The organism is Streptosporangium sp. LJ11 (genome assembly GCF_051918945.1).
Lineage (GTDB): Bacteria > Actinomycetota > Actinomycetes > Streptosporangiales > Streptosporangiaceae > Streptosporangium.
In genome coordinates this window covers 222442-243530 of record NZ_JBPXMB010000007.1, presented here as the reverse complement: position 1 = coordinate 243530, position 21089 = coordinate 222442, and the positions used below count along the sequence as shown (strand labels likewise).

The 21089-nt window shown below is 70.8% G+C and carries 18 protein-coding genes; 10 read left to right on the top strand and 8 right to left on the bottom strand.

The window, feature by feature from the left end:
- Window positions 1-514: 514 nt before the first annotated feature.
- Window positions 515-1576: a hypothetical protein gene (locus ACTOQ3_RS13135; protein WP_440083663.1), complete on the top strand. Its 1062-nt coding sequence runs from the start codon at window positions 515-517 to the stop codon at window positions 1574-1576.
- A gap of 152 nt (window positions 1577-1728) precedes the next feature.
- Here ACTOQ3_RS13135 and ACTOQ3_RS13130 read toward each other — a convergent pair whose 3' ends face one another.
- Complete coding sequence (locus tag ACTOQ3_RS13130; RefSeq protein WP_440083662.1) at window positions 1729-2652, bottom strand: AraC family transcriptional regulator; 924 nt, start codon at window positions 2650-2652, stop codon at window positions 1729-1731.
- A 114-nt stretch (window positions 2653-2766) separates the two neighbouring features.
- Between ACTOQ3_RS13130 and ACTOQ3_RS13125 the strand changes: the two genes are divergently transcribed.
- Window positions 2767-3318: an NADPH-dependent FMN reductase gene (locus ACTOQ3_RS13125; RefSeq protein ID WP_440083661.1), complete on the top strand. Its 552-nt coding sequence runs from the start codon at window positions 2767-2769 to the stop codon at window positions 3316-3318.
- 92 nt (window positions 3319-3410) lie between these two features.
- Here the strand turns inward: ACTOQ3_RS13125 and ACTOQ3_RS13120 are convergent, their stop codons facing one another.
- Window positions 3411-5015, bottom strand: a complete 1605-nt coding sequence (locus ACTOQ3_RS13120; protein WP_440083660.1) for a phospholipase D family protein — start codon at window positions 5013-5015, stop codon at window positions 3411-3413.
- A 395-nt stretch (window positions 5016-5410) separates the two neighbouring features.
- Here ACTOQ3_RS13120 and ACTOQ3_RS13115 point away from each other — a divergent pair, with 395 nt between their 5' ends.
- Entirely contained in the window at window positions 5411-8293 is a 2883-nt protein-coding gene (locus ACTOQ3_RS13115; RefSeq protein WP_440083659.1) for a carbohydrate-binding protein, read from the top strand.
- A gap of 66 nt (window positions 8294-8359) precedes the next feature.
- Window positions 8360-9523 carry a ThuA domain-containing protein gene (locus ACTOQ3_RS13110; RefSeq protein WP_440083658.1) on the top strand — a complete coding sequence of 388 codons (1164 nt, stop codon included), beginning with the start codon at window positions 8360-8362 and terminating at the stop codon, window positions 9521-9523.
- Between the two features lie 109 nt (window positions 9524-9632).
- Here the strand turns inward: ACTOQ3_RS13110 and ACTOQ3_RS13105 are convergent, their stop codons facing one another.
- The 3 genes from ACTOQ3_RS13105 to ACTOQ3_RS13095 are packed head-to-tail and all read right to left on the bottom strand — an operon-like array spanning window position 9633 to window position 11026.
- Complete coding sequence (locus ACTOQ3_RS13105) at window positions 9633-9836, bottom strand: MarR family winged helix-turn-helix transcriptional regulator (RefSeq protein WP_440083732.1); 204 nt, start codon at window positions 9834-9836, stop codon at window positions 9633-9635.
- A 33-nt stretch (window positions 9837-9869) separates the two neighbouring features.
- Window positions 9870-10733 (bottom strand): class I SAM-dependent methyltransferase, encoded by an 864-nt coding sequence (locus ACTOQ3_RS13100; protein WP_440083657.1) that lies wholly within the window; start codon window positions 10731-10733, stop codon window positions 9870-9872.
- Complete coding sequence (locus ACTOQ3_RS13095) at window positions 10730-11026, bottom strand: hypothetical protein (protein WP_362694134.1); 297 nt, start codon at window positions 11024-11026, stop codon at window positions 10730-10732. The genes ACTOQ3_RS13100 and ACTOQ3_RS13095 overlap by 4 nt, the downstream gene beginning before the upstream one ends.
- A 62-nt stretch (window positions 11027-11088) precedes the next feature.
- On the opposite strand from ACTOQ3_RS13095, the gene ACTOQ3_RS13090 reads away from it, so the two are divergent.
- Together ACTOQ3_RS13090 and ACTOQ3_RS13085 are read left to right on the top strand one after the other, a co-directional pair.
- Window positions 11089-11724 carry a TetR/AcrR family transcriptional regulator gene (locus ACTOQ3_RS13090; protein WP_440083656.1) on the top strand — a complete coding sequence of 212 codons (636 nt, stop codon included), beginning with the start codon at window positions 11089-11091 and terminating at the stop codon, window positions 11722-11724.
- Window positions 11725-12204: 480 nt separating this feature from the next.
- Window positions 12205-12549: a hypothetical protein gene (locus ACTOQ3_RS13085; protein WP_440083655.1), complete on the top strand. Its 345-nt coding sequence runs from the start codon at window positions 12205-12207 to the stop codon at window positions 12547-12549.
- A gap of 157 nt (window positions 12550-12706) precedes the next feature.
- Here ACTOQ3_RS13085 and ACTOQ3_RS13080 read toward each other — a convergent pair whose 3' ends face one another.
- Window positions 12707-13060, bottom strand: a complete 354-nt coding sequence (locus ACTOQ3_RS13080) for an ArsR/SmtB family transcription factor (protein WP_440083654.1) — start codon at window positions 13058-13060, stop codon at window positions 12707-12709.
- Window positions 13061-13104: 44 nt separating this feature from the next.
- Between ACTOQ3_RS13080 and ACTOQ3_RS13075 the strand changes: the two genes are divergently transcribed.
- From ACTOQ3_RS13075 to ACTOQ3_RS13065, 3 genes are all read left to right on the top strand, one after another.
- Window positions 13105-13881 (top strand): SDR family NAD(P)-dependent oxidoreductase, encoded by a 777-nt coding sequence (locus ACTOQ3_RS13075; protein WP_440083653.1) that lies wholly within the window; start codon window positions 13105-13107, stop codon window positions 13879-13881.
- A gap of 192 nt (window positions 13882-14073) precedes the next feature.
- Window positions 14074-14520, top strand: a complete 447-nt coding sequence (locus ACTOQ3_RS13070; RefSeq protein ID WP_440083652.1) for a hypothetical protein — start codon at window positions 14074-14076, stop codon at window positions 14518-14520.
- Window positions 14521-14525: 5 nt separating this feature from the next.
- Complete coding sequence (locus ACTOQ3_RS13065; RefSeq protein ID WP_440083651.1) at window positions 14526-18140, top strand: hypothetical protein; 3615 nt, start codon at window positions 14526-14528, stop codon at window positions 18138-18140.
- A gap of 449 nt (window positions 18141-18589) precedes the next feature.
- Here the strand turns inward: ACTOQ3_RS13065 and ACTOQ3_RS13060 are convergent, their stop codons facing one another.
- On the bottom strand, window positions 18590-19171 hold the full coding sequence (locus tag ACTOQ3_RS13060; protein ID WP_440083650.1) for a LysE family translocator: 582 nt from the start codon (window positions 19169-19171) through the stop codon (window positions 18590-18592).
- Window positions 19172-19744: 573 nt separating this feature from the next.
- Window positions 19745-20473, bottom strand: coding sequence for an SDR family oxidoreductase (locus ACTOQ3_RS13055; RefSeq protein WP_440083649.1), 729 nt, complete (start codon window positions 20471-20473; stop codon window positions 19745-19747).
- Between the two features lie 120 nt (window positions 20474-20593).
- Between ACTOQ3_RS13055 and ACTOQ3_RS13050 the strand changes: the two genes are divergently transcribed.
- A complete protein-coding gene (locus ACTOQ3_RS13050) occupies window positions 20594-21070 on the top strand; it encodes an RrF2 family transcriptional regulator (RefSeq protein WP_440083648.1) in 477 nt (158 codons plus the stop codon).
- Window positions 21071-21089: the final 19 nt, after the last annotated feature.

Below are 21089 nucleotides of genomic sequence, written 5' to 3'. Positions count from 1 at the left end.
TATCTTTGCGGCCTGCTGCTGATAACAGATCGGTAAGACCGTACTGTCATGGGCCGCATACAGTGGGTGATTTTGCCAGGGTGGGGTGGCCAGACGCGACACGGGAGGCGAGATGCACGGTGAGCACGATCGCACTCACGGCCACGGCATCAAGGCGAGACCGCGAGGGCGCATGCCGTACGCCGACCCGCCGCTCCCACGTCCCGCCGAACCTCCGCACCCCGCCGGATTCCCCGGCTCCGCGGGGCCTCCGGAGCTGGCCGGGCCGCCGCGATCCGTACGCCTTCCGGAACCTCCGGAACCTTCGCGCGCCGGGCGCGTTCCGGCGCCCTCGGAGCCTCCGCGACCCGGACGATCTCCGGAGCCCGCCGAGCCTCCGCGACCCGGGAGGTTTCCGGAGCCCGCCGAGCCTCCGCGACCCGGGAGGTTTCCGGAGTCCCGGACGCCCGCGGAACCGGCGCTCCCCTCGGATCCCGGCCGGCGCGAGGGGGAGTGCGAGGGGGAGGGGGCGTCGGTGCCACGTGGGCCGGCGCGGCACCGGAAGGACGAGGAAACAGGCAACGCGGACGACGCGGACGACGCGGACGACGCTGCCACCCGTCCGATGGTCCGCCGCTCCTGGACATACCTCGACAGCAGGCCGTTCTCCATGCCCCCGCCCCCCAGCCCGTGGCGGCGGCCCTGGGCCCGCCTCTCGCGCGACCAGCTTCTGAGACCCGCGCTGATCGCCGGATTCCTCGCCGCAGCGGGGGTCGGCGTCTGGTCGTCCGGCTGGTCCCCGTGGGGCGGGATGCCCATCGCCGGCACGTCGCCCGCGTCTCCCGGGGAACGCCTTCTCGCCGGGCGCGACATGGTGATCACCCCCTCGCGGGCCCCGGTGGTGGCCGAGACGGACGCGAAGGCGCCGGCGGGGAAGCGGAAGGTCCTCGGGGGCGAGAAGGGGCCGGGCGCGGCGGGGGCCGGCGGCGGCGGGAAGAAGGTTCCGGGGCGTGATCCGGAGCGAGTGCTCCCGGCGGAACGGGCCCTTTCCGACGCCGGAAACATCCGGGACGAGTGGGTCGAGCGGGTGGAGCGTGCCCAGACCGTCAAGAAGCCGGCCAAGAGGGCCGGGCGGCACCGCGAGGGCGAGGGCTCCGCGCGGGCCGGCGCCGGGCGGGGAGGGGCGGGCGGGGCGGGAACCGCCGCGCCGGGGGCCGGTGCCCGGCGGGCGAACGGAGGCGCCGAGCGCGAGAGCGGAGGCCGGGGAGGCGAAGGCGCCGGGCGGCGCACCGCGAGCACCGGCGGGGACGCCGGGAGTGCCGGGACGGCGGGGCGGCCGCGCCCGGGGAAACAGGGCTCGGGGACGCAGGGTTCCACGGGGCAGGAGGGCAGGTCACAGCCCCGGGCGGGCAGGACGGGCACGCCGGCCACCAGGTCGCCGTCACCCTCGGCCTCCAGGAACAGGCCGCCGGCCACCGGGGGCGCCGCAGGCATCAGCGCCGCCTACGCCTGCCGCCACCTGCCTTCCGGGGACTGGCGCCACGCCTACTGCGTGCGGGTATGGAACGACTACAAGACCAGGAACGGCCTGCCCTGAGGCCCGTCCGACACTTCGAGGTGGCGGAGCCGGAGCATGACGGATGCCAGGGTGACACCTGCGAGCCGGCGGCCGGCGAGCTTGCCGGAGCGGGTGGCGACGGCTCGCCACCCGCCCCCCGGGCGCGTGCCACGCCGCTTGACCAACCGGGCTCAAGCCACCGCGACTCGGCGGCGGTACCGGCCGGGCGCCACACCGAACTCCCGCTTGAAGGCGTTACCGAAGGCGAACTCCGACCCGTACCCCACCCGCTCGGCCACCTCCGCCACCGACGCGTCGGACTCGCGCAGCATGCGCGCCCCGCTCACCAGACGCCACCAGGTCAGGTACGCCAGCGGCGGCTGCCCGGCCAGCCCCGTGAAGCGGCGGGCGAAGCCGGCGCGCGACATGCCCGCGTGGGCGCCGAGCGACTCGACCGTCCAGCGGTGGGCCGGGTCGCGGTGGATGGCGTCGAGCGCGCGGCCGATGGCGGGGTCGGCCAGCGCGGCGGCCCAGCCGGACAGCGTGCAGGGCTCGTCCTGGGTTTCGAAGTAGGCCCGCAGGACGTACAGCTGCAACATGTCCAGCAGGGACGACACGACGGTGTCCGTGCCGGGGCGCGGGGTGTCGATCTCAGCGGCCAGCAGCTCGACGGCGGCCCGCAGCTCCGGATGGCTGCCGAGCGTCGCGGGCAGGTGGATCACGCCGGGCAGCGAGGCCAGGATCGGGTGAGTCCTGTCGAGGTCGAGCTGGTAGCCGCAGGACAGGATCACCGTCTCGGGCCCGGCGCCACCGAAATCGGCCGAGGCGAACAGCTCCGAGTGCGAGGCGCAGTCCGACTCGACGAGCGGCCTCGCGGGATCGTCGGCCAGCCCGAACGAGTCGCTGTGCGGCAGGAACACCACGTCGCCCACGCTCAGCGGAACGGGCTCGCCATCGGGGGGAATGAGCCAGCAGGACCCGCGCAATACCACCTGGAAACCCGCGGAACCGGGCGCCGCGCGAAACGACACACCCCAGGGAGCCTGCCAGGAGACGCGGGCGGAGGAGGGGCGCCCACATCGCATGAAGGACACCACGTCGCTCAGCATATCCATGCGTCGAGTCTATAGCCTGAGACGCTGGCGTATAAATATTGGACAGGAGCGCATTCAGTATCTCATCAGATCTCCCTACTGTTGGTTCACGTAACCAATCGAGGGAGCGTCGACATGCTGAAGGTAGGCATCATCCTGGGCAGCACCCGTCCTGGCCGCAACGGCGAGGTGGTGGCGCACTGGGTCCGCGATCTGGCGGTCAAGCGAGGCGACGCCGAGTACGAGCTCGTCGATCTGAAGGACTACGACCTGGGCAACCTGGACGAGCCCGAGCATCCCGCCACGGGCAACTACCGGCACGAACACACCAAGCGCTGGTCGGCCAGGATCTCGCCCCTGGACGCGTTCGTGATCGTGACTCCCGAGTACAACAACTCATACCCCGGCGCGCTCAAGAACGCCCTCGACTTCCTGTACGCGGAATGGAACAACAAGGCGGCCGGTTTCGTCGGTTACGGCGTGGACGGCGCGCCCCGGGCGATCTCGCACCTGCGGCACGTCCTGGGCCTGCTCAGCGTGGCCACCGTGTCGAACCAGGTCGGGTTGTCGATCCACACCGACTTCGCGGACGGCTTCAAGCCCGCCGCCGTCCACGAGGACCGGCTGAACCTCGTCCTCGACCAGGTCCTCGCCTGGGGCTCCGCCTTGCGTCCGCTCAGGGGCTGAGCGAAACCGGCCGGAACGTCGTCGCGGACCCTGCGGGGACGGCTCCGGCGGGGGACCCCGGCCGTGACCGGTCATGACCCGGGCGTACGGGATCAGTACCTCCCGGCGCGGCGCATGGCACGGGGGCGGCCGTCCGGGTCGCAGAGGAAGCGGTAGAACGGGGTGGCCCAGGCGGTGGTCCACGGGGACATCCGCGGCACATTGTAGGCGCGGAGCCGTCCGGGGGGCCGGGGGCCGCGGCGGCCCCCGGCGTACCAGTGTTCGAGTTTGGCCGCGGAGGAGGCGAAGGCGTCGAAGAAGGAGGCGGGGTCGAGCAGGTCCGCGTCGGAGCCCTCGTGCCGGTCGAGGTGCTCGCGGGCGAGGGTGAGGCGCAGGTCCCTGGGCAGGCGGCGGGCGCCGTCGCCGAGCCCTCCGGGGTCGAGCGGTTCGCGGCCGTCGGGGGTCTCGTCGAGCACCGCGCAGGTCAGCTCGGAGTCGTAGGTCCAGGAGCGCCGGTTGAAGTTGTCGGAGCCGATGGTCGACCACACGTCGTCGATGACGCAGACCTTGGCGTGGACGTACACCGGGGTGCCCTCCCGGTTCTCGACCCCGTAGACCGCGACCCGGTCACCGCCCGCGCGCTTCAGGACGTCCAGCGCCTGGTTGCGGCCCAGGATCTGCGGGACACCGCTGATCAGGCCGTCCTGGTCGGGGTGGAGCGGCAGGACGCTGATCATCCTCAGTTCCGGGTTGGCCTTCAGCGCCTCGGCGAAGGACTCGGCGACCTGGGGCGACCACAGGTACTGGTCCTCGATGTAGATCAGGCTGCGGGCGCGGCGCAGGGCCTTGAGGTAGCCGCGGGCGACGCTGCGCTCCCCGCGCGGCGCGAAGGAGTAGCGGGTCCTGCGGTGGGCGTAGGTGCGCAGGAGCTGCACGGCGTGCGGGCCGCAGGCGGGCGGGTCGGGCGGCTGCGGGGGCAGCGGGTCCGGCCGGGTGTCCTCGCGCCGGACCAGGTCGGCGACGCGGTGCACGGGGTTGCGGGTCAGCGGCTGGGGGTCCTCCCAGCGCTCCCTGAAGACGGTCTCGACGTCGCCGACGGCCGGCCCCTGGATCGCGGCCTGCACGTCGTGCCAGGGCGGGCGGCTGCCGTACACCTTGGCCATGGGCGCGGCCTGCGCGTCGCCCTCGTGGGAGGAGTCGTCACGGCGGCTCCAGCACAGGTCGATGCCGCCGACGAACGCGATGTCGCGCCGGGGGTCGTCGCGGTGGCGCAGTACCACCAGCTTCTGGTGGTGCGAGCCCCCCATGGGGACGCGCATGTCGCGCAGGCACTCCCCGCCCGCCTCCTCGATGGCGTCGCCGAGGTGGCGGTTCTCCTCCGCGCTGAAGAAGAGTCTGTCCCAGTGCGAGCGCCACAGGAGGCCCTTGACCACGACGCCGCGCCGGGCGGCCTCGGCGAACACGCCGGCGACCTCCGTGCCGGGGCCGTCCAGCCTTTCCCCGGGGTCGCCGCGCCAGTCGGTGAACATCAGCAGGTCCCCCGAGCGCAGCTCGCGGACGCGGGAGAGCAGCTCGGTGAAGTAGGGCGCGCCGTGCGGGATGGGGCGCACGGTGTTGCCGTGCGACCAGGCGGTCCCGTCGTCGTGCCGGGTGTCGATCCGGGACGCCGGGTTGCCGCGCTCCTCGCGGTCGAGAAACCAGTTGTCTTCGGTCACCATGCCCGATCTACCCAATTTTTGCATGCTTCCACCCGTCGGGACTGGACGATCACCGGTTCGGCTCGACGCCCCTGAGGTTGCGGGGCGCAGGCGCGTAACTTCCGGCGCTCCCGCATCAGGGGACTGACCTGGGAAGCCTTGACAGGGGGTTTACACGAAGTTGCCTGCGTGTTAAAAATCTGTAACTCGCACATCGAGTCGCGAAAAAAACAGACTGCTGGCCTCCATCGGTCTGTCCCGGAGACGGCACCCTCCGGGACCGCGCGCAACAACCGCACCACCGCACCACCAGACCCGGCATCATCCGGTCGCGTGTGACAGCGCTGCCGGACGGCATAAGCGCGGCGGCGCGCGCCTTGCCTGACTGATCCCCCCAAGTCAGGAAAGGACCCTTCATGTCCCCACGCCCTCGGCCGTGGGCCAGGCTGCTGACCGCGGCCCTGCTCATCACCACCGGCGCCGTGGCCACCGGCCCGGCGGCCCACGCGGCCACCGGATCGACGGCCTCGGCGGCCACCGGATCGGCCACCGGCGCGGCGGCCCGCGCGATGGTCGACATCCCGGCCTCCGACTACCAGCAGGTCCCCCTGGCCACCGGCTCGAGCGAGCTCGGCGAGGCCATGTCGCTGACGGTGCTGCCCGACAGGTCGATCCTGCACACGGCGCGCGACGGCACTATCCGCCGTACGACCGCCGCCGGCGACACCACGACCGCCGGCAAGCTCGACGTCTACACCCACGACGAGGAGGGGCTGCAGGGCATCGCCGCCGACCCCGCCTTCGCCACCAACCGCTACGTGTACGTGTACTACTCGCCGAAGCTGAACACCCCGGGCGGTGACGCGCCCACCAGCGGCAGCGCGGCAACCTTCGAGGCGTGGAAGGGACACCTGAACCTGTCCCGGTTCACCCTCAAGGCCGACAACACCCTGGACCTGGCCAGCGAGAAGGTCGTGCTGGAGGTGCCCAACGACCGTGGCCAGTGCTGCCACGTGGGCGGTGACATCGACTTCGACGCGGCCGGGAACCTGTACCTGACCACGGGCGACGACACCAACCCGTTCGAGTCGAACTCCTACACCCCCATCGACGAGCGCACCGACCGCAACCCGCAGTTCGACGCCCAGCGCTCCTCGGGCAACACCAACGACCTGCGCGGCAAGGTGCTCCGCATCAAGCCGCAGGCCGACGGCACCTACACCATCCCCAGCGGCAACATGTTCGCCCCGGGCACGGCCAAGACCCGTCCCGAGATCTACGCGATGGGCTTCCGCAACCCGTTCCGGATGTCGGTCGACAAGGCCACCGGCATCGTCTACCTGGGCGACTACGGGCCGGACGCCGGCAGCAGCAACTCCAGCCGCGGCCCCTCCGGCCAGGTGGAGTTCAACCGCATCACGGCCCCGGGCAACTACGGCTGGCCGTACTGCACCGGCACCAACACCACCGCCGAGACCTACAACGAGTACACCTTCCCGTCCGGACCGTCCCAGGCCAAGTACAACTGCGCCGGAGGCCCGACGAACAACTCGTTCCGCAACACCGGCCTGACCACCCTGCCCGCGGCCAAGCCCAGCTGGATCCGCTACGGCGGTGACGCCGGATCGCCGCCGGAGTTCGGCAGCGGCTCCGAGTCGCCGATGGGCGGCCCGGTCTACCGCTACGACGCGGCCCTGAACTCGGCCGTCAAGTTCCCCGCCTCGCTCAACGGCCGCTACTTCGCCGCCGAGTACGGCCGCCGCTGGATCAAGGCCATCGAGGTCACCTCCTCCGGCGCGCCCGGCACGATCGACGCCTTCCCGTGGACCGGAACCCAGGTCATGGACCTGACCTTCGGCCCCGACGGCGCGCTGTACGTGCTCGACTACGGCACCGGCTCCGGCAACCAGGCCCTCTACCGCGTCGAGTACATCGGGGGCAGCAACCGCAACCCGATCGCGAAGGCCGCCGCCAACAAGACCTCCGGGCCCGCCCCGCTGGCCGTCACCTTCTCCTCGGCCGGCAGCTCCGACCCCGAGGGCGGCGCGCTGACCTACTCGTGGAACTTCGGCAACGGCGCCACCTCCACCGCGGCCAACCCCACCTACACCTACACGACGAACGGCACCTACACCGCCACGCTGACCGTCAGGGACTCCGGCGGGCTGACCGGCACCGCCAACGTCACCATCACGGTCGGCAACACCGCGCCCACGGTGAACCTCGCCCAGCCCGTCAACGGGCAGCTGTTCTCCTTCGGCGACACGGTGCCCTTCCAGGTCAACGTCAGCGACCCCGAGGACGGGACCATCGACTGCACCAAGGTCAAGGTCACCTACCTCCTGGGCCACGACAGCCACGCGCACGAGATCACCAGCAGGAACGGCTGCTCGGGAAGCATCGCGGTCCCGACCGACGGTGAGCACGACAGCGCCGCGAACATCTACGGGGTCTTCGTCGCCAGCTACACCGACAAGGGCGGTCTGACCAGCGAGAACACCCGCACCCTGCAGCCTCGCCACCGCCAGGCCGAGCACTTCGGCGCCCAGTCCGGCATCCAGATCGCCGAGCACGGCCCCGCCGAGGGCGCCAAGACCGCCGGGTTCATCGACAACGGCGACTGGATCTCCTTCACGCCGTACGCGCTCGGCAACGCGACCTCCATCACCGCCCGCGTCTCCTCCGGCGGGGTCGGCGGAACGCTCGAGGTGAGGGCGGGGTCGGCCACCGGCACGCTCCTCGGCACGGCCACCGTGCCGGTCACCGGCGGCTGGGAGAACTTCCAGAACGTCTCGGCCAACCTCGGCAACGCGCCCTCGGGCACCACCACGCTGTTCCTGGTCTTCAAGGGGGTCACGGGTCAGGGCAACCTCTTCGACCTCGACGCCTTCACCCTGAACACCGGTGGCAGCGGGACCAGCACCACGGTCGAGGGGGAGGCCTACACCTCCAACTCCGGCGTGCAGCCGGCCGCCCACGCCGCGGCCAGCGGCGGCACCACCATGGGCTACATCGACAACGGCGACTGGGCCGGGTACACCACGCTGACCGCTTCTGGGGCGAAGACCTTCAGCGCGCGCGTCTCCTCGGGCGGTCCCGGCGGCACCATCCAGATCCGCGCGGGCTCGCAGACCGGGACGGTGCTCGGCTCGGTGGCCGTGCCCAACACCGGTAGCTGGGACACCTTCCAGAACGTCACCACCACCCTCACCGGGACGGGTTCAGGGGCGATCTTCCTGACCTTCACCGGCGGCTCCGGCGCGCTGTTGGACGTCGACACCCTCACCATCACCAAGTAGTGACGGATCTCCGGTGCGGCGGTCTCCCGCCGCACCGGGGATCTTTCCGCACACGAAAGGACAGCGATGCGCAGTCTCATCGCACGCGGGCTGGCGACAGTCGCGGCGGCCACCATGGCGGCCGCGACCGTGCTCGTCCCGGCCGCGGCCCAGGCCGCCGCCCCGTACGAGGTGCTGGTCTTCTCCAAGACGGCCGGGTTCCGCCACGACTCCATCCCGACCGGCATCCAGACCATCAGGGACCTGGGCGCCGCGAACGGCTTCAGCGTCACCGCGACCGAGGACGCGAACGCCTTCAACGCGTCCAACCTGGCCACGTACGAGGCCGTGATCTTCCTCAGCACCACCGGTGACGTGCTCAACGACACCCAGCAGACCGCGTTCCAGAACTACGTCAACGGCGGCGGCGGCTACCTCGGCGTCCACGCGGCGGCCGACACCGAGTACGGCTGGGCCTACTACGGCCAGCTCGTCGGCGCCTGGTTCAGCGGCCACCCCGCGATCCAGCAGGCCACCGTCAGGACCGAGGACAACACCCACCCGGCCACCTCCCACCTCGGCGCCACCTGGAGCCGCAGCGACGAGTGGTACAACTACGGCACCAACCCCCGCTCCACCGCGCGCGTCCTGCAGTCTCTCGACGAGAGCAGCTACAGCGGCGGCACCATGAACGGTGACCACCCCATCACCTGGTGCCACCCGCAGGGGTCGGGCCGCTCGTTCTACACGGGGCTGGGCCACACCATCCAGTCCTACGCGGAATCGGCCTTCCGCAGCCTGCTTCTCGGCGGCATCAAGTACGCCGCGGGACAGGCCGCGGCCGACTGCAGCCCGAGGACCGGCGGCACCAGCACCACGGTCGAGGGGGAGGCCTACACCTCCAACTTCGGCGTGCAGGTGGCGAACCACGGCCCGGCCAGCGGCGGCAGGACGGTGGGCTACATCGACAACGGCGACTGGGCGGGGTACGCGTCGGTGAACGCCTCCGGGGCGAAGACCTTCAGCGCCCGCGTCTCCTCGGCGGGTGCCGGCGGCACCATCCGGGTCCGCGCCGGTTCGCAGACCGGGACGGTGCTCGGCTCGGTGGCCGTGCCCAACACCGGCAGCTGGGACACCTTCAGGACCGTCTCCACCACCCTCACCGCGACGGGCTCGGGGCCGATCTTCCTGACCTTCAGCGGCGGCTCCGGTTCGCTGTTCGACGTGGACACCTTCACCATCACCAGGTAGTGCCCGGCGGTCGGCGAGTGCCTCACACGATCGTGATCAACCTGATCGGTTGCTCGCGGAAGTGGTCGTACTCGTCGACCGCGCCCAGCAGGACGTCGGAGTCGCGCTCCTAGCGGCGGGCCGTCTCCGGCACCTCCCGCCCCGCGGGAGTGATCTCGACGAGGGTGCGCCGCCGGTCGCGCTCGTCGGTCCCGCGCTCCACGTACCCGGCCCGGTGCAGCCCCTCGATCGTCCGGCTCATCGTCTGGTCGGTCACCCGGCACAGCGTCGCGAGCTCCCGCTGCGACAGGCGGCCGTCGACGACGTGGTGCAGGGCGATGCCGCGAACGTCATGACGGCGCCCGCCTCACGGGGCGGCCGTCGCGGTGATGAGCCAGATCCCGGTCGTCAACCGGTAGCCGGACGCCGGCTCGCGGAAGCGGGCCAGCAGCCGGGCCGCCCCGGCGCGTGCGGCCGCCCGCCGCGGTGGCGCGGCGTCGCGGTACGCGGCTCCGGCCGGGCCGATCTCGATCAGCCATTCGGCCACGGTGCCGGGGTCGTCGGGGGCGTGCAGGGCGATGTCGTGCGGCTGGACGGCGACGGCCTCGAAACCGGCCTCGATCAGGATGCGCGTCACCCGTTCGGAGTCGGCGAACGCGAACGGGCCCGGCTCGTCGCCGGCGGGCATCGGCGCGAGCGGCCCGAGGTGCGGCGCGGCGCCGAGCAGCACCGCGTGCATCCAAGGGCTGGTCGCGCCGTCACGGAAGACGGTGGCGGCCATGCGCCCGCCCGGGCGCAGCGCCCGCCGGATCGTGGAGCAGCCGGCGACGGGGTCGGCCAGCAGCATGAGGGCCGTCCGGGAGAAGACCGCGTCGAAGGGTGCCCCCGCGACGGTGCCGGCGGTCTCGATGTCGGCGGCGGTGAAACTCAGGCCGGGATGGCGGTCGCTCGGGAACCGCGCGGCCGCGGCGGCCATCATGGACTCGTCGAGGTCCAGGCCGACCGCCGCGCCGGTCGGGGCGACCGCCGCCGCGAGTTCCGCGGTGGTGCCGCCGCACCCGCAGCCGACGTCGAGGATCCGCTCTCCGGGCCTGGCGCGCAGCCGGTCGAGCGCCGCGGCACCCAGCGGCCGGCCGTACTCGTCCTGACGGTCGGCGTGGTGGATCCATCCCGGCGCGGCCTGCGCCCAGAACGTGACGTTGCGGGCCCGCATGCCGGCGATGTCGGTCACGGGAAGGGCATCTCGGCGCCGTCGACCGTCACGGACCGGAAGTTCGCGGCCTTGCCCGCGTCGAACCCGTCCGTCTGGGCGGCCAGACCGGCGGCGCGCATGAGCCGCTCGGACTGGAAGCGCCGGAACGCCTCCGCGTCCTGCCAGACGTTGATGATGCGCCAGCCGCCCTCGACCGGCCCCGCGACGTGGGCGAGCAGGCCCGGCGGCCGGTCCGGGCCCAGGTTGCGCTCCACCGCGAGGTATTCCTCCTCGGTCACGCCGGGCATCTCCTGCAGCACTCCGAACGGCATCGCGACCACCTCTCAATTGAATAGAGCGAAACTCTATCCAATGGAACCTTATACTAACGCGGGTGGAGGGCAAGCGGAGCTACCAGTCGGCGCAACGCCGGGAGCGGGCCCGCCAGACCCGGCGGGCGATCCTGGAGGCGGCCGGCAGGCTGTTCGTCGACCCCGGCTACGCAGCCACTCCGCTGACCGCCGTCGCCACCGAGGCCGGTGTGGCGGTCCAGACGATCTACGCGACCTTCGGCAGCAAACAGCAGTTGCTGTCCGAGCTCGTCGACGTCACCGTCGCCGGCGACGACGAGCCGGTCGCGCTGCCCGACCGGCCGTTCGCGGCCGAGATCCGGGCCCTGTCCGATCCTCGCGCCAAGCTCGCCCGCTACGCCCGGCACCTCGCCGTCACCCACGCCCGCCAGGCCGATGTGATGCTCGCGCTGGCCGGCGCGGCCACCGCGGACGCCGACGCCGCGCGCATCTGGCACAAGAACGTCGAAGACCGCAGGCGCGGCATGACCATGTTCGCCGCTGAGATCGTCGCCACCGGACGCGCGCGTCCCGACCACGACGTCGACAGCGTCGCCGACGTCCTGTGGCTGGCCATGGACTTTCGCAACTACGACTGGCTCGTACGCCGGCGCGGCTGGCCGGCCGAACGGTTCGAGCGCTGGTACATCGACACGGTCGCCGCCGCGGTGCTGACGTGAGCGGCCGGAGGCGGACGCGGCGGGAACGGAAGCCGTCCACGTGATGGAGCCGGTCCGGCAGCCGAGGGCCTTCCGGTAGGCCAGGGCCATCTCCCTGCCGAAGTGCTGCGGGTGATCGCCGGACGGAGAAGTGCGTCAGCCTTTTCCCGCCTGTTTCGGCCCCCCTGTGCCGAGGCCTTCACGAGCTGGTCGTGGCGGGTGGGTGTACGAGGCGCTGTGGAGGTCGTGGCAGGGCTCGCGGAGTGTCGGTGCCGAACACGATTCTCCGCAGCGCCGACCTGTGAGGCCGGGAGATGACCATGCGATTCCGCCGACCACCTGAGCATGTCTTTCGGCGCGAGCGCTCTCGCCGGCGTTTGCAGCCGGCCGGACGGTCTCGATCGACCGTTTCCTTACTCTATACGTCAGATAACGCTTGAATAATCAACTAAATCGGGAGAGGATCTTCACGTCAACTGATCCACACGATGGAGATGTTCAGTGCGCAAAACAACGGCGATCGGCTCTGCCCTGCTCACCGCCACAGCTCTCGTGCTCGGGGGTGGTGCCGCCGCGTCGGCGGCTTCCGCCACCTCGGCGAATGTTTCCGACCCCTCGGGCCTCTACTTCTTCGACGCGGCACGGAACGTGGTCGCCCACTACCCGACCCCGCCCGCAGGGTGCACCCCGGTGCCCTCGACCGCGACCCTCCACGCCGCCTGGGAAGCCGGATTCTCGAGGTTCCAGTTCTTCGGCACGGCGGACTGCACCGGGGGCTTCACGGTCCTGGACACCCTTCGCAGCTACTCCGCCGGGCGGTTCAAGTCCTTCGTCCCCATCCCCTAGAAGAAGGTCGCTGAAAATCTCGCCTCGATCCCGGGGCGGGCGGATGCCCATCGCTGTCAAGCGGTGGGCATCTTCGATGACCGGCCTCCTCGCCGGACTCCCGGCCGGACCTCGCCGATGCGGGTGAGCCCGAGATGCCGCGGTACGGCGATTCGCTTCAGGTGGCGTCGGGGTCTTCCTGCACGCTGACGTGGCTGCCGACGTCGTCGGTCTCGGCCGCGGCCAGCACCGTCCGCATCAGCCCGGGAAAGCGCGCCTGCAGATCCTCCCGGCGCAGGACCACGTAGCAGCGGGTCCCCTTCTGCCGGGTGCGGGTCAGCCCGGCGTCGCGCAGGACTCGCAGGTGGTGGCTGAGTGTCGACTTGGCCACCGGTGCCCGTAGCTCTCCCCAGCCGCGCTCGCGCCCGTCGGCCAGCACGCGCACCAGCCCGACCCGGATCGGGTCGCTGAGAGCGGCCATCACCTTGGTCAGTGCGATTTCGCCAAGCTCGGGGTGGTGTGCCTGCCTCATCCTGCGATGTTATACGTTGTTCGATGTTTCATAAACATCGAACGATGGGGAATTCCATGAACGACCAGCCCAACGGCCGCCTGCGGGACCATGTCGTGATCGTGACCGGAGCCGGGTCCGGGATCGGCCGCGCCACCGCGCTCGCCTTCGCCCACGCCGGAGCGCGGGTCCTCGGGGTGGGACGCCGCGCGGAAACCCTGCGGGACACGGCCGCCCGGCATCCCGGTATCGCCGTCCTGGCCGCCGACATCCGCGCCGACCAGGCCGCTCGGACGATCGTCGACGCGGCGATCGACCGGTGGGGACGCCTGGACGTCCTGGTGAACAACGCCGGAGCCACCGCGATGATGTCGCTGGCCGACACCGACGCCCAGCGCATCGGCGACCTGTTCGCCCTCAACGTCACCGCGCCCAGCATGCTCGCCCACGCCGCGCTGCCGCACCTTCGCGCCGGTCGCGGCACGATCGTCAACGTCTCCTCCACCTACGGGCATCGGCCACTGCCCGGTGCGGCCCACTACGCCGCGTCCAAGGCCGCCCTGGAGCAGCTGACCCGCAGCTGGGCGCTGGAGTTGGCCGCCGACGGCATCCGGGTCAACGCGCTGGCCCCCGGTCCCACGGAGAGCGAGGCCCTGGCCGCCGCCGGACTGTCCGAGGCGGCGGTCGAGCAGATCAAGCAGAACGAGGCCGCGAGCATCCCGCTCGGCCGCCGCGGGAGCCCCGAGGAGGTGGCCGCCTGGATCGTGCACCTGGCCGACCCCGAGGCCGCCTGGATCACCGGCCAGATCCTCACCGTCGACGGCGGCCTGGAACTCATCTGAGGCGGCACGCGGGCCGCTGACGGAATGTGCCTCAACTCATTGAGTCAGCAGTTCCAAGCGAATCGAGAATTTGGTCATCGGACCTGAGATCAGCGCAGTTCAGCGGCTACTTCGTTGGAAACTTCTTCATCACTACCGGGATCCCCGGTAGCGTTCTGAACCCTTTTATCGATAGGGAGAAGGGAGGGTGCGATGCTGGAGGAAGTGCTTACGCTCGCGATGACGGGTGCGACAACGGTGGTGGCCGCGATGGCGACGGATCTGTGGGATGACACGCGTGACCGGGTGGCACGATTATGGAGACGCGGTGAGGAAGGCGCGGATGCCGGTGGCGCGGTCGAGACTCTTCTGCGGATCGACAACGCCTCGGTCAGCGGGTCGGCCGATGCGGATCGCACCCGGCAGGCTCTCGTCGGGGCATGGCAGATCCGGTTCGAGGAATTGCTCACAGAGCGCCCCGAAGTCGCCGTCGAGGTGGCCGCATTGATCGCCGCGGTAGACAAGAAGATGTCGGAGGCGCGGCGGCAGTGGGTGCAGAACGTGGTGGCCACGCACGGCGGACACGCGTACGGGGCCCAGCACGGTGACGTCCACGTCCACCACCATGGACCGGGAGAGGCCCGGCCGGCCGGATCGTAACCGTCATGGCCGACCATGATCGACGACAGACGGTATTCGGCAGCGGTTTCGCCTACGCCGCCTCTCACGCCGACGTCAACGTTTTCCACGGCCGAGGGCCGCTCTACATGCTGACCGAATACCGTTCCCGGCGCGAGCAGGATCCGACGCAAGCGTCGTCGCCACCGAGCAGGCTGCTGGACGCCCGCTACGAGATCGTGCCGTTCGTCGGACGCGAAGAGGAACTCGGCCGGCTCGTGGAATGGCGAGATGGTCCGGCCGGCTTGTCGGTCCGATGGCTGCACGCGCCAGGTGGCCAGGGCAAGACGCGACTCGGGGCCGCGTTCGCCGGACTGAGTGGTCAGGCGGGGTGGAAAGTGGTCACCGCGGTGCACGGTTCCGCGACCGTTCTGCGCTCCAGCGAGCGGCACGAGGACCTGAGCTCAGCCGGCCATACGGGGCTGCTCGTGCTCGTGGACTATGCGGACCGTTGGCCGCTGTCTCACCTGACGGTGTTGTTCAGCAACCGGATGTTTCAACAGGCACCGTGCCGGGTGCTCCTGCTTGCCAGGACAGCCCAGCCGTGGCCCGCCGTACGCGCGGCGCTGACCGGTCTCGCGATCACGGCCGAGACCGGTTCGCAGCGACTGTCCCCGCATCACGAAGCGAGATCGGAACGGGAGTACATGTTCGCCGCCGCCCGTGACGCGTTCGCCGCTCGCTATCAGGTCGATCCCGCGAGGATCGGGTTTCCCGACCTTTCGCACTCCGACTTCGGGCTCACGCTCGCGGTGCACATGGCGGCACTGGTCGCCGTCGACGCTTCGGTCCGCCGGGAACCGTCCCCCACCGGCCTGGCTGGGTTGTCCGCTTACCTTCTCGATCGGGAGCGCCGCCACTGGGCCGTGCTGTACGCAGGCGGTGCCGAGGGACTGTCGTTTCGGACCCCGCCTGAGGTGATGTCCCGCACCGTTGTCACCTCCGTCCTGACCGGCCCGCTTCGCTACGAGGTCGCCGCGGAGATACTGCGGCGGGTCGGCGCCGGGGAGGCGGCGGCGTTGCAGGACCACACCGTGTGTTACCCGCCATTCGACGAGGAGACCGTGCTCGAGCCGCTGCGCCCCGACCGGCTCGCCGAGGATTTTCTGGCCCTCGCCCTGCCCGGTCACGACATCGACGGCCACCCGCCGGACCCGTGGGCGGCCGACGCGGTCGGGCGGCTCATCGGGTTGACCCTCGGCACGGAACTCGTCGGTGCGTTCGGCGTCCAGGGCGAGATCGAGCGCGTCCGGCGCGAGCGAGCGGACCTGCCCGGACCGGACTTTCACCTCCATTCCGATCTAGATAGCTGGTCGCTGCCGTATGTTCCCGAGTCACCGTGGCAGCGATCGGCGATGACCATCCTGGTCGAGACCGCCGCCCGCTGGCCGCACGTGGCGCGAGGATGTCTCTACCCACTGTTGCTGGCCAGGCCCGACCTGCCGGTCAGGGCGGGCGGGATGGTACTCGGCGCCTTGGCGGACTTTCCCGATCTCGACCCCGGACTGCTGGCCCGGATCGCGGCGCGGCTGCCGCACGGGCGGCACGCAGACCTGGACCATGCGATGGCCGCCGTCAGCCAGCGCCTGCACGACCATCTACTCACTCAGGACCCGGACGATACGACCAAAGCTGGGTCATACCGCATGCTCTCCGTCCGACGGTCCGGAGCCGGTCAGCCGGCGAGGGCCCATGAGGCCGCGCAGACGGCGGTCGCCCTGCGCCGCCGCCTCGTCCAGGAGCAGCCTGTGGACGCGGCCCGGCAGGCCGCGCTCGCCGATGACCTATGTCTTCTGGCGGACACGCTCCGCGCCGGCGGACGGGCCGATGAGGCATTGGCGGCGGTGGAGGAAAGCCTCTCCTGGCATCAGCGCATGCCCTCACCGCGCCTGCCCGTGCGACTGTGGCTGCAACACCCTCCGTGGCGTCCGGTGTTGTCCGACGGTGACGCCGCGCAGGCGCGGGCATTGATCACCCGCAGTGTGATCCTCGCCGACCTCGGAGAATACGACGAGGCGCTGGATTCGGCCTCCACCGCCGCGACGCTCCAGTGGAGGCGGATGACAGCCATGACGGGACGCCGGGCTGTCCGCCGGTGGCGGCGTGAGGGGACGGCTCCGATCGAGCCGGGACTCGCGCACGTTCTGGCGAGCCTGGCCGGGCGGCTTTCCGAACTCGGTCGCCACGAAGAGGCCCTGGCCCCCGCCCTCCAGGCGTGCACCGCTTACCGGCACCTCGCCGCCATGCGGCCCGGTGAGTTCCTCGATCGCCTCGCCGAGGCACTGAACCAGGTAGCCGACCTGCTACGGCTCACCGGACGGGCGGCGGAGGCCACGGCGGCCGCGGAAGAACATCTGGACCTGCTCCGCCGCATGTTCGCGCGTGACGCGGCCGCGCGCCTACCCTTGGCAATGGCCCTGGTCAACCTGGCGAGTGTCCACTACACCGAGACCCGCAGGTGGGACGACGCCTTAAGGGTCACCGACGAAGCCATCGGCCTGTGCGACGATGCGCCGGGGGTCCGATCCGCGTGGTTGCTGGAGATCTCGGCGGCGGCTCTGGGCAACAGCGCCTCCTACCTGCGTGCGCTGGGGCTCTGGGATGAGGCCGGAACGCGTTTGGAGAGGGCGGCGGAGCTGTACGCCGAACTCGTGGCCGCCGGATACGAAGAGTTCCGCGACGATCTGATCGACCTCACCGAGAACCTCGCTTCACCGGCCGACGCGCCGGAATTCCTTCTGGAGCACGGCGATGAGACGCTCGCGTACGCGCTGAGAGTCGCCGCCGCCGTCTCCGACCCCGCGCACGGGCGGGAGGTCGCGGACCGCTGGGCCGAGGTCATGCGCATGTTCGACGACATGGTCGCACACGAGCGAAAGGTCGGCGGCGGGTCTCTCGCGTCCGCGCTGTCCGTGCAGGCCACGCTGAGGAGCACGTCCGGTGACCACGCTGCGGCGCTGGCCCCCGGCGCCGAGGCAATCGCGATCTATCGGCGCCTGGCCGCACGCGACACCAGCGTCCTGCCGCACCTCGCCCTCGGTTTCCACGGCCACAGCGTCGATCTGTCGGCGGCCGGCCGGAAGTCCGAGGCGATGGACATCGCCCGAGAGGCGGTCGCCCTTTATCGGCAACTGGGCGACGACCACCGTCCCGGACTCGCGAACGCCCTCAACAACCTGAGCATTCGACTGGCTGAGGCCGAGCGATGGGACGAAGCACTCCTGGCCGCAGAGGAAGCGGTCGAGCCAGGCGCCGTATCCGATGACCTGGCCGAAATCGAACGCGCTGGTCGGCTCAGCGACCTCGCAAGGATCCTGCTGCACTCACACCGGCCAGCCGAAGCGCTCGATCGAGTCGAACAAGCCATCGCCATCTGTCATCAGCACCGGCAGGATCATCCGGAAATGACGTGGCGGCTGTTACGCACGGCCAATGGCGCCAAGGTCGCGATCCTTGAGACGCTGGGTGCGTCCCGTGAGGCGGCGGATCTGCGGCAAATGCTTACGATCGAAGAGAACCGGCACGCCCTGGCCATGACAGCGAAGACCCGCAGGCTGCGTCTTCGTGAACGCCTCTACGTGTGGCTCACCACCCCCAAGTGACGAACACGGCTACAGCGACAAGCGGCCGGCGTTACCGACGTGACTCATTCCGCGCTTGAAGAAGGCGCCAGCGGCAGACGCAGCACCAACCGAGCGGCACGAAGACCGTCCTCAGCGGTCAGGGTGCCGCCGTGGGGGCAGCCCGTAGCTTCCCGACCAAAAGGCCCCGAGCGCAATGCCGCGGCCCTGCTGCCGTCGCGGCGATCGAGGTCTGGCAGGCCCATCTGGCTGAGCAAGAGCCGAGCAGCGGCGCCGCGCCGAGGAGACCGCGCTCGGCGAGCGCCGACCGACTCGGTACCCGCGGCGTGGGATGTCGGCTCACCGGCGGTGGCAGGAGCCGTCCAGAGGGAAAGGGATGAACGCCGAAAGAAGCCCAGAAGGAGGCCATGGGTGGAACGGAGCCGGCCCTGGAGACCGGCCCTTTCGGCGTTACCTGGTCTGCGTCCCTTCTACGGGCGGCCGGCGACGGCAAGGTTGACGCCGAGGGCGATCAACGCGGTTCCGGTGAGGCCGTCCACGGTCTTGCGTACGGCCGGCTTGGCGAACAGCCGGCGCAGTGCCCCCACGATGTTGGCCACCAGGAGGAACCACAGTACGGTCCCCGCCACCGCGACCAGCGACAGCACCAGCGCGTCGCCCGGCCCGGCGTCGCCGGAGACGAACTGGGGCACCAGCGCGATGAGGAACAGCGCCGCCTTGGGGTTGAGCATGTTCGTCAGCAGCCCCTCGGCGAACGCCGCCAGCGGGCCGCGCCTTCCCGAGGCGGGCAGATCCAGTCGCAGGTCGCCGCCCTTGCGCAAAGCCGCACGCCAGGCCTTGACCCCGAGATACAGCAGGTAGCCGGCCCCGACGACCTTGACCACGGTGAACGCCATGGCTGAGGTCGCCAGCAGAGCCGCGATGCCGCTCGCCGCGGCCAGCACCCAGACGAACACCCCGACCGAGACCCCGGCCGCAGCGGCCATGCCGTACGCGCGGCCGGACACGGCGGAACGCCGGACGACCACGGCGAAGTCGGGCCCGGGAGACATCGCCCCGAGTGTCATCACACCAGCGAAAGCCGCCATCTGCGCCAAATTCGTCACGGCGGCCACTGTATGACCTCGCAGACCCCGCCCCACAGAGTCCAGCTCACTGACCACCGACCCTTACCGAGCATCGAGGCGGGCCGGCAGCGCGGCCGCGGCCGCCGACCGCGCGGCCGCCCTGGAACTGCTGACACGATGAGTTGAGGCGTCGCAAGCAGATCAGAGCGCAGCCGAGGCTGAGGGAGGCCTCGTGGACGTCGTCACGGACTTCCCGGCGGATGCGCGGTCGGCGGAAGTGATGCCGGTGTAGGGCGCGAACAAGATGCCCTGCAGGGCGAGGCGGTCATCGGGTCGCCTACGTCCTGGCCAACGGGCTCGACGCTGATGTGTGGGCAGCAGTGGTTCGACGACCGCCCGCAACTCGTCACCGACCTTCAACGGCTTCGGCCGCGCCACCTGCCCACGCCTCTCGCCGTCGCTACAGCGAGAGATCAAAGCACGGCAGAGCCCATTCTGTCAGGAGCTCTCAACCGCGACACGACGGGAGAATCTCCGGCCTTCAAACCGGCGAGGAGTTCAATTCAGCCAGTCGGTGTAGTGGGTGGGGGCGATGCGGGCGCCGTCCTTGGCGGTGAGGACGTCGCCGGGGACGGCGGCGAACATGCCGCCGTCGTCGTCGGTGGTCACCGAGCGCTTGTCGCCCCTGGCGGCGAGGGTGATCCGGCCCAGCTCGTCCAGCGGGTACACGTCGGGGCCGGCCAGGTCGAGGATGCCGCCCAGGGGTGCCCCGGCCGCGACGTCGGCGACGGTGGCGGCCACGTCCGCCGCGGCGACCGGCTGGAGGGGGGTGCGAGGCAGGCGGACGGTCTCGTCGTCGGCGGTCCAGGACAGGATGTCGCCGATGAACTCCATGAACTGGGCGGCGCGCACGATGGAGTAGGGGATGGGGCCGGCCTTGAGGAGGTCCTCCTGGAGGGTCTTGGCGCGGTAGTAGTCGATGGGGACCTGGTCGACGCCGATGATGGACAGGATGACGAAGTGCCCGGCGCCCGAGCGCTGGGCCGCGGCCAGCAGGTTGTCCATCGAGGTCTGGAAGAACGCGGGGGAGGCCTCGTCGAAGGTCGGGGAGTTGGTCAGGTTGACGACCACGTCGGCGCCGGCCAGCGCCGCGTCCACGCCCTGGCCGGTGAGCACGTCGACTCCGGTGGACAGCGAGTGCGGCACCGCCTCGTGCCCGGCCTCGTTCAGGATCTTCACGACCTTCGACCCGATCAGCCCGGTTCCGCCGATGACTGCGAACTTCATGGCACGTCCTGCCCTTCCTCGGTGATCCATGCCCGCTAACTCGGACATCTGTTATCCGGGATACTACACGGACATTTTTTGTCCGAGTCAAAGGGGGGTGGATAGAGTGAGGAGGTGAAGATGTCCGGTGGGGTCGAGTGGGCTCTGCACTGCTGTGTCGTGCTGACCTCGGTGGAGGAGCCGGCGCCGGCCGCGCGGCTGGCGCAACTGCACGACGTCTCGCCCAGTTACCTCGCCAAGCAGCTCCAGGCCCTCTCGCGCGCCGGACTCGTCCGCTCGGTCCAGGGCAAGGCGGGCGGCTACGTCCTCACCCGCCCTCCCGAGCTGATCACCGTGCTCGACGTCGTCGAGGCCGTCGACGGGCCAGGCCCGGCCTTCGTCTGCACCGAGATCCGCCGGCGCGGCCCGCTGGCCGCCTCGCCGGAGTCGTGCACCGCCCCCTGCGCCATCAAGCGCGCGATGGCCGGTGCCGAGAACGCCTGGCGGGACGCCCTGCGATCCGTCACGGTGGCCGACCTGGCCCGCGACGTCACCTCCGACTACGGCCCCGGCGCGCTGTCCGGGATCAGCGCGTGGCTGAGCGCGGCCGAGGCGTAGGCTCCCGGCCCTCCGGGGA